This is a genomic window from Alteromonas sp. CI.11.F.A3, assembly GCF_032925565.1.
In the GTDB taxonomy this organism is placed as follows: domain Bacteria; phylum Pseudomonadota; class Gammaproteobacteria; order Enterobacterales; family Alteromonadaceae; genus Alteromonas.
On sequence record NZ_CP136708.1, the window covers coordinates 4,596,914 to 4,610,428 of the forward strand.

The window sequence follows — 13,515 nt, forward strand, 5'->3', positions numbered from 1 at the left end:
TAAGGATATTCAATGTATAAACTACTTATAGCTCCAACCTGTTTTTTAGCAGCCAGTGCTGTATTTGCGGCTGACAAACCTATTAATAATGCCCCCTCTTACGACTTTGCGCAGGTTTCATTAGTGCAAACAGAATTTGCCGATATAGATATGTTTACCCCGAAGGGCTTTGAATTTAAGGCAAGTAAAGAATTTGGCATGAACTTCTTTGGTGAAGCCACCTATTTTATGGCTGATGACAAAACCCAAGGGGTAAACATGGATGTGGATCGCTGGAAAGTTGCACTTGGCTACATTCACCGTTTTTCGAACCGCACAGTACTCGACGGTAAAATTGGCTATGGTGAAATTGATATTAAAATAAACGACAGTGACAATGCCGTTTCAGCAGGAACCGAGTACTTTACCGGTGAAGCCAATATTCGACATATGATTACAAACAATCTGGAAGTCTATGGCGGATTAGAATGGCAGAAGTGGGATGAAGGTTCTGATCAAAAAGCCTATAAATTAGGCACGCAATACTTTTGGGATTCAATAGCAGTTGGTGGTGAATATACCAAATTCTCCGATTCTGAGGTATTTGCCGCCTTTGTTCGCTACACCTTTTAAATACATATAACACTCTGAATATTATAACTAAAGCAGCGAAAAAAGGCTTTTTTTCGCTGCTTTTCTTTCATAACTTCATACTATTGATGAATACCTTTAATGTCGATTATGACCTATAACATAGCGGCTTGAAGCACCCTTACGAATCTTTAAAGAAAAATCAATCGTTATGAGGAATTTTAACATGGAAGAATTTATTGCATCACTTGATGTTGATCAGTATCTCCCTGGCGCACTAGCGTGGGCCACCAATATACTACTTGCGTTACTTATATTAATTATAGGCATGTGGGTAGCAGGTAAAGCCTACAAAGGCATGGTTGCACTAGCCGGTCGATATCCCCAATTAGACGACACCCTATTTAAGTTTTTTGGTAGCGTCATTCGCTACACCATCTTAGCGTTTGTGGGCATAGCCGTACTTAACCGCTTTGGTGTACAAACCGCTTCTATCATTGCATTGCTTGGCGCAGCGGGGCTTGCCGTAGGCCTAGCGCTACAAGGTACACTATCTAACTTAGCCGCTGGCGTTATGCTACTTATCTTCCGTCCATACAAAGTAGATGACTTTGTAGAAGCAGCAGGCAAGTTTGGTAAAGTTACCGAAATAGATATGTTCACAACTATCTTGCAAACCTTCGATAATCAACACATTATCATTCCAAATAGCCAAATTTGGGGCGAGCAAATTACCAACCATTCACACCACGAAATTCGCGGTGTAGATATGACCTTTGGTGTTGCTTATGGTGAAAGTATTGATGCTGCACGCGCCGTTATCGACAAAGTACTTGCTGAACACCCGCATGTACTTAAAGAGCCAGCACCGTTTGTTGAAGTTGAAACCTTAAACAACAGTTCGGTAGACTTCATTGTACGCCCGTTCTGTGAAGGCCAGCACTACTTCGACATTCGTTACTCAGTGCCTGAGCAAATTAAGAAAGGGCTTGATGAAGCGAACATTGAAATTCCATTCCCACATCGTAAAGTTATTTTGGTTAACGAAACTAATCAGTAACTAGCTTTGATGTGAGGCAGATAAGCACAAAAGTAGCTATGTAAAAAATAGCTAAAAGCGACTGTTCAATATAACTGAACAGTCGCTTTTTTGTATTTCTATAGCAACTCGTTAAATTTCCAATAAACCCTATGTGGGTTTAGCTTGATAAGTGCAGCTTTTAAATTAGAAAATAGAAACACTTCATTACTTATTTCTCCACCATAGAATATCGAGTTCTTTGGCACAGACTAGCCTTTTGAGGTACCAAATATTACCGCCACATATAAAAGCATTTCGCTTTTATATAGGAAAGGGTGACTACTGGGTACTTCACCAAAGTATCTTTAGCATAAGTTATCAAAACATTCTTATCTTATCTTCTAATTCTCTTTTGGCTTCACGGTCTATCTGCTGGTTAATGTTGTCAATAAAATAAGAGGCCCAATTTCTTATGTTAGCGTTTTCACTTTGCTTTAGAGGTGTTATCACATCTTTATCCGATTGCAAATGTGGGATTAAAGAGCCGACCCAAGATCTACTTGAAAAGTTTGCAGATATTTCATTAAGGAAGCTCTTGCTATCGTAAAATTCAGCTATCAACATGAGTATTAAAGGATTTACGACCCGTTCCTCTCCACGATTTATAAACATGGAGATTGATCTCGCCACAATTAGAAGTGCGAGTTCATCATTACACCAATCTACAACTGCATTTGCTTCAAGGATATCAAAAATACAAGTATCTCTTCCTCTATGAGAATTACCGCTCCCTAATAATTCTAATAACTTGTACCTATTGGAAGAATACCGATCTGTGAATCTATCTTTTATCTTAGGCCAGATATAACTGCCATTAACTTCAAAAGCTTTGTAGAAAGCTTCTCTCAAATAGTCCCATACTTCTGAGTAGCTAACATCGCTGCTGTTCACTTGATTAATGATATGGACGCAGAGCTTTAGTGAAAACTCAGCATTTTGAGATTTCAATAGTTGATTAACAGATTTAAGCCAATGGTAACTCCCCACCTGACGGACTCTGTCATTCTTATTGAATGAAACATGCAAAACAAGGTGAACTGTTGTCGGCGCTATCTTTGTAAAGTCGATGTCATTGCGCCCATGGGCGTATATATTTACTATTTCAAGAGCAACCCAAGTGCCTATTGCATCAACTTTACTTAATGAACTACAAAAGTTAGCAACATCTTTCTCTGAAAGATGTTCAGTAGCTTTGCCATATATAAGTATTAGTGCAGTATGGCTGGGAAGACTACCTGCCTTAATTAACGCAATAAAAACATCCAAATTAGAAACTTCTAATTTTCCTGTGACTATTGCATCAGGGTAATATTCTATAAGCTTCTCTTCTGTTCCAATTGCCTCAATTAAAACCTTCCACTTTTTTAAATCCTTACTATAGAGGCCAGATAGCAATCCAGAAAAAAACCGAGTAATTACCCCGTTATGGCTTCTCAAATACTCTAAAACCTCATCAAAAAACTCATCAACACTATCTATTTCAGCTATTAATTGTTTTCCAAATATCCAACTTTGTTTTTGCTCTGAAAAAGTCATAAGCAAATTAAAATACTGATATAATCCAGTAAAATTACTTTTAAATTCCTTCGCTAACTGTATCGCATCCTCAGCAGCCAGATCTCTATATTCGCCACTGTCATCCTTTATGTATTCTTTTGAAGGATCGAGTACGATCAATTTCAATTTTTCTTCAACGCTATTTTTATCTGGGGCAAGCAATTCGCCCCAAGACTCCAATAGCGCTTTTTGCTCTGGCTTCATTCCTTCTATATCGTAATGTAAGGCATGAGTTATAGACTGTGCGGCGGAAGGCCAGTATTTTCCCGTAAGAGCTACTACTTCTTTTACAAAGCTATCCAATCGTTCTGGCATGCTAAATCTGATTAAGCCCCTTATCGACTGACCAAATGCATCTTTTACTTGTTCAACTAAGCGCTCACGTCTGACAATTACAACCAGTATGATTAGTAAATTCTGCCAGTAGTCATAAATTTCTTCATACCTTTTTGGCATCCATTCTTCAAGCGCAGCTCTAGTACCTTGAAATTCAGCGCCTATCGTTCTAGAACCTCCCCTATTATCAATAGCAGACTTTACGGCCTCTATAATTACAGTATCTGCATTTTCTATATTTAAAGCCAAAGCTCTATTCAAAACAGTAAGTCGCTGATTAAAGTCAGCCTCGGTACCCGATAATTGCCAGCGAAACAATTGTGAAAACTGCCCCTGTGCGTTATTACTAAAATTTTCATTTTCATACTGTGCTAATTTAAATAAGCACCAAGCGGCCTTATCAAAGCAAGATTGATGAAAAACAAGCATCTCTAGGGCCCACACAAGATTTCGCCTTACATCCCCATCAATAGCTGCTATTTCGCTGTCGGTCAAATGCGTGAACACTCTATACAATTGCATATTGGTGACTGCAGGGTTCACTTCAACTAATGCGCGGAAAAGTCTTGAACCCTGCTTAGATAGCAACAGTTCCGCTTGGCCAAAAGGGCGGTTTGCAGAACAAAAGTCTTCTACAAACGATTGAACATTGACCGATGAGTCTAAGTATCTAATTTGGTCACAAAAACTATCAGTGAGCATATCAGGCAGATTTAAAACAATTTCACGTTGTCTATCAAGAGCGCTAGACCTCCACCATTCCATCGCTAAATTAAGAGCTAACGGCTTCGGCACAACACGAGCTAAACTTCCAGTACAATTAATTAACTCTTTTTGATTAAAAGTCGTTATCGTATTTTCAAAGGTGATTTGATCTACACCTGCAATACGTTTCAAGAACTCAGCGTCTTCATTAACGTCTTCACTTGGCGCTTTTTGAAATCTGAAATAATCAAATAATGAAAAAACTTTGAGCAGTTCTCTATTTTTCGCTGAAATAGTTCCATCACCGTTAATCAACTTTTCTACAAGATCAGATTCATCGAAAGCGGTAGTTACCTGTCCTTCTTGTTGAAGTTCCTTAATCGTCATTTGTGCCAAGAGAGGAAATCCTTCAATAAACTTTTCTAGTTGTTTTTTTAAGGATGGAGTCAGCTCGGGTAGGCGAGAGTCGATAATATTAGTGACGCTATCTGCCCCTAATTTTTCTAATTTAATGCGAATACTGTTCTTTAGTTTTTTGGTCTCTTCATGATAAAAATAAGTAGTAACAAGTTTTAGTGGGGATTTATTGATTCCAAATGCATTCGTTGCATAATTATGTAGCTCTACAGAGCAGTTATCTATTATTACAATTCCTTCAGCTCCACTCTCAGATACTGATTTTAACGCGTCCTCAACTGCATGATTATTTTCGGCACCATTGAAAATAACAAAAGTATCGTCCTCTAAATTACTCCTATTTTTATACTCTAGTAATAATCTAGACTTTCCTAACCCTGATAGACCAGTTAACCTTACAAAACAGCTCTCAGAATTCATAGCTGCTGATAATGCTAAAAATGCTTCCCTTCTTGCTTCATCCTCTTCATAAGCTAGTTCGTGCTTGCGTTCATGATATTTGAGCCAATCTCTTATAGGCTTGGCCAAATCTAAATTCAGCTTACCAACAGTGACAGAGTTTTTAATAAATGACTTCAGCAAAAGGACAACTGTTTCGTTTTCCGATGACGGTTTTACTATGGTAGAGTGATTTACATCATTTATCGTTTCGATTTGGTGGTATCTGAACATGCTTTTTGAACTTACGGAAGATACAACTGTTTCGTTTGCATCAATAATGCTAAGAATGTTCAGTTGTTCACTTAATTTCTGGTCGACCCAGTCTTCGTCTAAAGCATCCAAGTCACTAGAGTTATTAACTAAAGACCTTAAATGTCGATTTCTTAAAGCGATGTATTTCCCTATATTTGCTAAACCTGAACCTCCATGAGGAACATCAAAAAAGCATATTTTTTTGATGTTATGCTTGAGCCCGAGTTTACTTAGTCGCACTAAAAGGCGCTTTATAACAACCCCTCCCATGCTATGACCGACCAATACAATTTCATCATTCTCAAGATTACATTGGGCCTTGATGTCGCTCAATAAACCGTTGGCAATGTTTAGGATTGTAGGTCCTGATTTGAAGAATTGCTTTACTAGATGTGGAGATGTATATCCATACTCAATTACTTTATGCGAAATAGTGATGTCATCAATAAGATATTGAGGGAAATTGCCCCAAGTTTTATCAACCTTACCTCCTAAGCCGTGAACAAATATCACAAACTTATTCATAAATTAGTCCTTTAACTCAATTCTGCTAGGCTTAACATAATTAACAACATATCACGTTGTAATTTGAGATTACTATTTCTATTCGGGGTTATTTCTAGTAAAAGCTGAGGAGAAACCAAATTTTCTATCAATTGATAAAATTTTCTCGTTCAAGAAGTTGATTCTCAGACACTGAAATTAATTTTTGCTCCACTAAATGACTGAGCTGGCCCGCGTTTTGAGTTAGGAATTGCGGATGGGAATTTTTAGCTAGCATGTTATTTCAATAGAAGAATCATGTGAAATATGTGGCAATTGTTCGCGAATATCAACAACACTTTCCCTGATGCCAGGTAAGTTACTGGTTCCACAATACTATTGTTCAACCAGTATATATTAATGCACCAGCTTTATTATGCGAACGTAAACTACACTACCTGCCCGGCCGCCCAGCCGCTGCTCCAAGCCCACTGGAAATTAAAGCCGCCCAGCCAGCCGGTTACGTCTACCACTTCGCCTATAAAATACAAACCTTCTACATTCTTAGCCATCATGGTTTTAGACGATAACTCGTCGGTGTTTACGCCACCTATGGTAACTTCGGCGGTTCTGTAACCCTCGGTGCCATTGGGTTTTATTTGCCAGTTTTCTAGCGTATTGGCAATAGCCTCGCATTCACTGTGGCTTAGTTGCTTCACCGGCACGTTGCGCCATTGATGGTATTCAATAAAGCTTTGTACCATGCGTTTAGGAAATACTTTGTTTAAGCACGTTGCTAGTAAGGCATCTGGGGTGTCGGTGCGAGCGGTGTTGATAAACGCCTGCGCATCGTCGGTAGGTAGCGTATTGATACTTAACGCATCGCCAGCTTCCCAGTAGCTTGATATTTGCAGCATGGCTGGCCCACTTAGGCCGCGGTGGGTAAATAGCATGGCTTCACGGAATGAGCTGTCGTTACATTCTGCATTTACGTCTATGGCAATGCCACTTAGCTCTGCTAATACGTCTTTGTCTTTATCTTGCAGAGTAAAAGGCACCAGCGCGGCGCGGGTGGGCAGCACGTTCAAGCCGAACTGCTCTGCCACTTTGTAGCCAAACGGTGTGGCGCCTAGCTTCGGCATGCTCAAGCCGCCGGTGGCAATAACGAGTGACTCACACTGGTATTCACCCATAGAGGTATTGAGCGTGTAACCTGTTTCGGTTTTCTCAACGCTTAGTATTTCACAGCGAGGTGTAATGGTTACACCGGCTTTCTCACACTCTTTTAGCAGAAGTTCTACAATGTCTTTCGCGCTGTCGTCGCAAAATAACTGACCTAGGGTTTTCTCGTGGTATGCAATGCCGTGCTCGGCAACCAATCCAATAAAATCCCATTGGGTGTACCGGCTTAGGGCCGACTTACAAAAGTGCGGGTTTTGCGATAAGAAGTTTTCAGGCCCAGCGTACATATTGGTGAAGTTGCAGCGCCCGCCTCCTGACATGAGTATCTTGCGCCCCACTTTTTTGGCATGATCGAGCACCTCTACACTGCGTCCACGGGCGCCAGCTTGCGCTGCACAAAACAACCCAGCTGCACCAGCACCAATCACAATTACATCACGCTGTTTCACACTACTCACCTCTAATTGCTGCACTTTTAATGGCTGCACCTTTAACTGCTATACCTAACTTGACCTAGCGAACTTATTGCCTTGCCAGTTAAATAATCAGGCATTAGGGCAAAACGCGCTGAATTATACGTCATTAGGTAGTCCTCTCAACGTTTGCCTGAAGGATTGTGTAAATTAAGGTGGTTAAAAGTATCTTAAAGTCTACTGTCGCTTCCAACACTATGTCGCTATCCTTTTAAAAAGCTCTCGATATGGCAGCATTATGGCTATTCAAGCAAATTTAAGTTTATTAGATCGGTCTCTTCGCGGCGCTATAGGTATCTGTGTAACCGCATTTGCTTTTCTTAACGGCGATATTATCGATGATGTATTCATTGAAATATTACTAGGCATTTTTGGGGGGCTTAACCTAATTTCTTTGTTTTCTGGTTGGTGCCCGGTTTACCAAATAGCCGGAGTAAGTACGAAAGAAAGCTAAAGTTTAGGTTTTGGAGTCATAACTCTATATGCAAAAAGTGCCTATACTCCTTCAAAAAACAGCCATTCGCACTAGGCTTATCTTTGCGTGCCTTACGGTTTCTATTTTAGTTTCGGCTATTTACGTTACCGTGTCTTATCGCCTTGCCGCTGATGTTGGAATTCAAAACGAACTAGCTAGAATGTCTCGTGTTGTCACTTTCTTAAAAAAAGAAATACAAACAAACGAAGACGCGTTTTTTAACGGCAATTACACTTTTGATCCTCAAAACCGTTTAGCAGACCCTTCTTTACCTACGCTGTTCCACGTAAATGCACCGCAAAACCAGTGGACTCAAGCACACCTTATAGACTCACTATCCATTCGTAATATAGTAAAACGTATAGACTTATTATCTGAAGATAGTTCTTCTATCCTTACATTAGACGACCGAAATTATCTTTGGTTGAACGTGACGTTTGGTCAATATAATATTTTTTATTTTAAGGAAACAACGTTAATTGATGCGACACTTCAACTTGTTGCTAAACGCCTCATTATTACCTCTGTAATCGTATTTTGGATAACCGGTTGGCTAGCCTTAACGCTTTCATCAATAATAGCAAAACGTGCTGATGAGATTAACGCTTCACTTGCAAAGCTTGCTACGAACGATCCTTTAACAGGTCTTGCAAACCGTCTCTATATTACTGAAATCTTACATGAAATTAGCACTAACGAGCACAAGAGAAAAATGCTTTCACAGGCATGCTTGTTCGTTATTGATCTGGATAAATTCAAAGAAGTTAATGACTCTTTTGGTCACAACACCGGTGATGAGTTATTGGTAGAATTAGCGAACCGCATGTCTGCAATTTTAACACTTCCTAATGAACTTATACGGATTGGTGGAGACGAGTTCATAGTATGGGCACCACATTGTGATGCTAAAAAGGCGGAAGCACTTGCACAAGCGCTTGTGCAGGTATGCGACACAACGGTTCCTCTTCATGGCTTAGAGATTAATACGGGCGCCAGTGTTGGGTTTGCTCACTACCCTTCACATACTAATAACCCTGAAACGCTTATTTCATGCGCTGATACCGCAATGTACAAAGCAAAAAAACAGCGAAGTGGTTGGGCAATTTACGACAACCAAAATGTGCTTGTTAACGAGCGTGACGTTATGCTCAGAGCCGATTTGAATAATGCAATGTTAAACAATGAGTTGATCCTACATTTTCAGCCAAAAGTTGATATGAGAAATTGCGACATTGTTGGTGTCGAAGGGTTATGCCGGTGGCAACACCCTAAATTCGGCTTATTGACGCCTTTTGCTTTTATCCATTTGATAGAGCACAGCGGTAAAGTGCAAGATTTTGGTCGTTACATTATCAAAAAAGCTATTGAGCATGCGTCCTCATGGCGAAGCGAAGGCTTTAGTACTCCTATTGCCATTAACCTTTCTCCCTATAATCTTTTAGATCCAGGTTTATCCACTTTTATACAAGACGAATTAAATCAACATCAATTGCCCGCAAACTTACTTCAAATCGAGCTGACAGAAAATGAAACTTGCCTCAATATAAAATATATAGAGTCTGCACTAAGGAAAATTCGGCAACTTGGAATAGCAATCGCTATCGATGATTTTGGAACCGGGATGAGCTCATTGGCATATCTCAATAGCCTAAAAGCAAACACCATCAAAATTGATAAAACGTTCATCACTGATATTGAAACCAATAAAGGTCATCGTGCTATCGTTTCTTCTACCGTCACGTTAGCAGAATCGTTCGAATGCGATGTTGTGGTGGAAGGTGTAGAAACAAAGCGCCAAGCAGACTTATTATTATCATTGGGTTGTTTTATTGCACAAGGTTACTTCTACGCCAAGCCAATGCCAGAATACGATATGAAATGCCTTTTGAAAAACGGGATGAAGTTAGATACTTCTGTTTATGCGGCTAGTATCTTTGAGAAATATTAACGACTTGCAAGCCGCTTAACGCATTACTCGTTTCGTGCGAAAACGGCCAAAGGGTGAGATGTGATAAGTTGCATATTAGCTCTGGTTCCAGGCTTAATTGCGTTTTCGTGACTGACACGAACCTTTAATTGGCTACCGCTGTCTAGGGTTACCGCATAAAGACGGCTTTCCCCTTCGTAACGCACCCAATCTACGGTGCCATTCGGTGATTCATGCTGCGCACTTAAACTTAAATCGTCTGGGCGCACCAATAAATCTACTTTGCCAGTAGCACCGTCTACCGAAGTACCTGGCACTGTGCCAATGTCAGTGGTGACAGTGTCGTTAGTAAAGGTACCAGGAATGAAGCTCGCCTCACCCATAAAACGTGCTACAAAGCGACTAGCAGGCTCTGAGTAACAGGCCTCTGGAGTAGCAAGCTGCTCTAGTACACCTTTATTTAGAATGCCGACTCTGTCGCCTACGCTAAGCGCCTCTTCTTGGTCGTGAGTTACCCAAATAGCAGGCACGCCAGCAGTTTTAAGCGCATCGCGTATTTCCCAGCGAAGGCTGTCTTTTAAGGCGGCATCTAGGTTTGAAAGCGGTTCATCTAGCAGAACAAAAGCGGGTTCATGTGCCAAGGTACGGGCCAATGCGACCCGTTGCTTTTGACCGCCCGATAAACGTGCGGGTTTAGCATCACGAAAATTTTCAAGGCCAAGAAGCTTCAACCAATGATCGGCAAGTTTAGTATCTTTCAACCGAAAGCAGACATTTTGCTGAACGGTTAAATGCGGAAACAGGGCGAAGTCTTGAAACACCATACCCACATTACGTTTTTCAGGGGGAACGGTTTTCTTAGGTGTGGCGGTCCAATTACCTAGGGTCATTTGCCCTTCAGAAATAGGAATAAGGCCTGCTAAGGCCTGTAAGATAGTGGTTTTACCGCAGCCTGTTGGACCTACCAGCATAAGAATTTCGTCTGAACCTAATGCTAGGTTTAGCTTATCCACTACACGGGTAGCACCATAATCAACTGACAACTCACTCACTTTAAGCATTAACTACGATCATCCTCGGAAACGGTAAACTGGGCGCGGCGTTCGCCAGAAAGCATTAATATTAAGCCAAAGCCCGATAACAATACCAGCAATAAACCCGGTACAGCAGCGCGACCAAAATAGCCCGCTTCGTATACTCGCCACATGTAGGTCGCTAGAGTTTCAAAGCCCGTGGGCCCTAGCATTAAGGTGGCCGGCAGTTCTCGCATGGCTTCTAAAAACACCAACGCGGCACCGGCTACCATGCCTCTTAAGGTAAGTGGCAAGGTAATGCGCATGAAGGCTTCACGTGGGCTTGCACCTAATACTCGTGCGGCTTTCACTAATCCAGTATCTAAATTTTCTGCGGTACTACGTACACTGCCCACGGCAAGAGGTATAAAACGCAGTACATACGCCATCACTAACAACCCTAAGGTTTGGTACAAATACGGTAATTGAAGCCCAACGTAAACCAAAGCGGTACCCATTACGATACCCGGTACGCCAAAACCAAAATAGGTAATGCGCTCCATTAAACGCCCCGCTTTGCCTGCAATTGCCGCGTGGGCAACAGGTATGGCTAACATCACCGCCACGATAGCCGCAAGGAATGATGCGTAGGCTGAATTCCACGCGTAGCTAAATTCAAACCCACCAGTACCTTCGCGAATTAGCCACAAAGTAAATACCGCAAGAGGCAATACAATAGCCAGCAATAATATAGGCATTGCTGCTAATAACATAAGGTTACACTGCCAACGGGCAGGCCATAGGCTTAAATGTCGCCCAGGGCGTTCTTTAGCGCCGCTAATACGGCTTTCTATAAATAAGATTAATCCAACAATTACCATTAGCTGCAAGCTGAGCATGGCAGCTTGGCTTAAACCAAAGGCATTGTATTCAACAAAAATAACGCGGGTGAACGTGTCTAATCCCATAATGGCAGGGGTACCAAAATCAGACAGCGCATAAAGTGCAGCTAATAAAGCGCCGGCAGCAATACTGGTCGCTACGCGGGGCAATACCACGCGCCACAAACTGGTATATAAAGATACGCCAAGCGTGCGAGCAGCGTTAATTAGGCTAGCATCAAGGCTTAGCAACGATGCCCGTGTGGTCATCATTACAAAAGGATAGGTGTATAAGGACATGACGAGTGCCGACCCCCACAGCCCCTCAATACTGGGTGTGGAAATTCCCAATACATTTTCTATTTCGCCGCCCCGACCAAATGAAAAGTACATGGCAAAGGCGCCAATATAACTGGGCAGGGCTAAAGGTGCAGCTAATAAAATTAACCAAAACCGCTTGAAGGGCATTTGAACATAGGCAGTAAACAGCGCTAACGGCACGCCTATTAGCACCGAGCCAATAATGGTTAACACCATAAGGGATACGGTGTTCCCGAGTACGCGCAAGTTGTGGGTGTCGAAAATTTCTGCGCTATCTGATGCTAACGAAAATAAAACGCCTACCGGCAACAGTGCCATTAACGCGATAATTAAAGCCAGCGGATACGACTTTGGCCAGTTGCTCACAGCACCCCGACTTTTCGCATGAGATTAAGCGTAGGGCGTAAATCTGCTAGTTTTCTCAGGTCCATATCAGGTGGTGATATCTCAGATAATGCAGGTAAACCTTGCGGCGGTGTTACGCCTTGCACAAGCGGAATTTCATACGCTTCACTGGCTAAGTAACCTTGCACTTCACGGCTAAGTAAATAGCGAATGAAGTTCACCGGTAAATCGCCTTCGCTTAGTGCCACAATGCCAGAGGCATTCACTAAACAGCCTGCGTCATTTTGCGTATAGGCAAGAGCAACATTCGCGTTTGGCTTACCGGCTTTTAAGCGCAGTGTGTAGTAATGGTTTGCAAAGCCCATATCCACTTCGCCGCGTTCAACGCCCATGACTACACCCAGTTCGCCTGCGTACTTTTTCGCTTTGCTATTAACGCCTTTAAGCCAATCGGCGGTGGCTTTTTCGCCTTCTAAAATGCGCATAGCAGTAACGAATGACTGGAATGATGCATAGGCCGGAGCCCAACCCAACGCTAAGTCGCTATCGGCTAAGGCCATTACGCTATCTGGAATTTGATCAGGTGTTACACGTTCTGTGTTATACGGCAATGTACGAATACGGCCAGTAACGGGTGTCCAGCTAGGATACTGGAAACCGTCTTTCAATTGAGTGGTTAAGTCGGTAGGTAACGGCTTAGCTAAACCTGAATCGGTTACCATGCCGATACTACCGGTATCTACTGCCCAAAATAAATCCGCGCGTTTCACCCCAGCTTTTGCTTCCGCAGCTAGGGTGTTAGCTAACGCGGCTGAAGCGCCGCGCCTAATTTTTAAATTAAGCTTTGGATTTCGTTTTTTAATGGCATCGAGCACATTTTCATACAAACCACCTTCACCACGCCCCAAATAAAGGGTGAGATCACCTTCCAACTTAGGCAGTGACTCTACCGACACACTTGCGATAGTGTTGGCAAAGCTCAAACTGCTGATAGGTAAACTACCTAACGCACCTGCGGCGGCTAAACCTTGTAAAAATGTTCTACGTTGCATTTGA

9 protein-coding genes are annotated in these 13,515 nt (G+C 42.0%); 4 read left to right on the top strand and 5 right to left on the bottom strand.

Annotation, left to right across the window (positions count from 1 at the left end; translation table 11 throughout):
- Positions 1 to 12: 12 nt before the first annotated feature.
- Together R1T43_RS19800 and R1T43_RS19805 are read left to right on the top strand one after the other, a co-directional pair.
- Complete coding sequence (locus tag R1T43_RS19800; RefSeq protein WP_317351327.1) at positions 13 to 612, top strand: outer membrane beta-barrel protein; 600 nt, start codon at positions 13 to 15, stop codon at positions 610 to 612.
- A 184-nt stretch (positions 613 to 796) separates the two neighbouring features.
- Positions 797 to 1,630, top strand: a complete 834-nt coding sequence (locus tag R1T43_RS19805) for a mechanosensitive ion channel family protein (RefSeq protein WP_057794772.1) — start codon at positions 797 to 799, stop codon at positions 1,628 to 1,630.
- 339 nt (positions 1,631 to 1,969) lie between these two features.
- Here R1T43_RS19805 and R1T43_RS19810 read toward each other — a convergent pair whose 3' ends face one another.
- Positions 1,970 to 5,884, bottom strand: coding sequence for a hypothetical protein (locus R1T43_RS19810; protein ID WP_317351332.1), 3,915 nt, complete (start codon positions 5,882 to 5,884; stop codon positions 1,970 to 1,972).
- Between the two features lie 407 nt (positions 5,885 to 6,291).
- The gene (locus R1T43_RS19815) at positions 6,292 to 7,473 is read right to left on the bottom strand and encodes an NAD(P)/FAD-dependent oxidoreductase (protein ID WP_317351335.1); all 1,182 of its coding nucleotides are present in this window, start codon (positions 7,471 to 7,473) and stop codon (positions 6,292 to 6,294) included.
- A gap of 262 nt (positions 7,474 to 7,735) precedes the next feature.
- Here R1T43_RS19815 and R1T43_RS19820 point away from each other — a divergent pair, with 262 nt between their 5' ends.
- Positions 7,736 to 7,951: a DUF2892 domain-containing protein gene (locus tag R1T43_RS19820; protein WP_062085563.1), complete on the top strand. Its 216-nt coding sequence runs from the start codon at positions 7,736 to 7,738 to the stop codon at positions 7,949 to 7,951.
- Positions 7,952 to 7,979: 28 nt separating this feature from the next.
- Entirely contained in the window at positions 7,980 to 9,920 is a 1,941-nt protein-coding gene (locus R1T43_RS19825; protein WP_317351340.1) for a putative bifunctional diguanylate cyclase/phosphodiesterase, read from the top strand.
- A 23-nt stretch (positions 9,921 to 9,943) separates the two neighbouring features.
- Here the strand turns inward: R1T43_RS19825 and R1T43_RS19830 are convergent, their stop codons facing one another.
- The 3 genes from R1T43_RS19830 to R1T43_RS19840 are packed head-to-tail and all read right to left on the bottom strand — an operon-like array spanning position 9,944 to position 13,511.
- Complete coding sequence (locus tag R1T43_RS19830; RefSeq protein WP_317351343.1) at positions 9,944 to 10,960, bottom strand: ABC transporter ATP-binding protein; 1,017 nt, start codon at positions 10,958 to 10,960, stop codon at positions 9,944 to 9,946.
- Positions 10,960 to 12,480: an iron ABC transporter permease gene (locus R1T43_RS19835; protein WP_317351346.1), complete on the bottom strand. Its 1,521-nt coding sequence runs from the start codon at positions 12,478 to 12,480 to the stop codon at positions 10,960 to 10,962. The genes R1T43_RS19830 and R1T43_RS19835 overlap by 1 nt, the downstream gene beginning before the upstream one ends.
- Positions 12,477 to 13,511 carry an extracellular solute-binding protein gene (locus R1T43_RS19840; protein ID WP_057794778.1) on the bottom strand — a complete coding sequence of 345 codons (1,035 nt, stop codon included), beginning with the start codon at positions 13,509 to 13,511 and terminating at the stop codon, positions 12,477 to 12,479. Before R1T43_RS19840 ends, R1T43_RS19835 begins: the two co-directional genes overlap by 4 nt.
- Positions 13,512 to 13,515 lie beyond the last annotated feature (4 nt).